Raw genomic sequence first — 808 nt, 5'->3', positions numbered from 1 at the left:
TTCCCCTATACATGATTGCGAGGGTACAGGTAAAGAATTTGGTGGCCATACCCACAATAGCTGTCATCCACATCCAAAATAAGGCTCCCGGCCCTCCAGTTGCAATGGCTACTGCTACCCCGCTGATATTCCCCATGCCTATGGTTGACGCCAAAGCAGTAGACAAAGCCTCGTAGTGATCGATATCACCGGGATCATCCGGATCGTCGTATTTCCCCCGAAGAACCCCTATGGCATGTCCCAGGTAGCGATAGGGAATCAGGTTGGAATACAACAAAAAGAAAATACCCCCTCCAATAAGGAGGAGTAGGAGAGGCATGCCCAGGCAAATTAGAAGCCTGCGTAGCGGGTCGAGTTGGTTCATAGTAGTTTTAAGTGTTGGTTTTGAGGAGTGTTGGTGTATTGGCGTTTTCCGTAGCATTATTCCAACACGCACGCCAACACCAACACGTTTATGCTTATTCTCCCAATACAATGCTTTCCCTGCATGAAGTATTTGCTTTCTTCTCTCCAGCTGGGAGTTTTGGCAGAATAGCCAGTATGCTGGCAATTTCGGCGAATGTTTTAACAAACTTCGATATATAAACAAAATCAATGCTTTCTGCTCATCTGCTACCTGGTGATAGTATTTCATCAATTTGCATCAAAGCCTTGGTACCCGGAATCACATTGATGGCGGGAATCCCTTTGCTTGCGAAAGAAACATTGTCAGATCGGTCGTAGAGGTTTTGCTCTGGAACGGGATCACCTGCCGCCTTTAGTCCATTCTTCTCAGCGGCCTCTTTGATAACAGGCTCCACATCCACAT

At 46.9% G+C, this 808-nt stretch carries 2 protein-coding genes; both read right to left on the bottom strand.

The features are described 5' to 3' along the window. Nucleotides 1-364, bottom strand: a 364-nt coding sequence (locus D5R40_RS33455) for an alanine:cation symporter family protein (protein WP_161565198.1), incomplete at its 3' end; no start/stop codon positions are given. A 241-nt stretch (nt 365-605) separates the two neighbouring features. Beyond that, nucleotides 606-808, bottom strand: a 203-nt coding sequence (locus D5R40_RS38815; protein WP_205127881.1) for a M28 family peptidase, incomplete at its 5' end; no start/stop codon positions are given.

Source organism: Okeania hirsuta (assembly GCF_003838195.1).
In the GTDB taxonomy this organism is placed as follows: Bacteria; Cyanobacteriota; Cyanobacteriia; order Cyanobacteriales; family Microcoleaceae; genus Okeania; species Okeania hirsuta.
The sequence above is the reverse complement of the archived record's forward strand: the minus strand, read 5'-3'. Positions and strand labels throughout refer to the sequence as shown.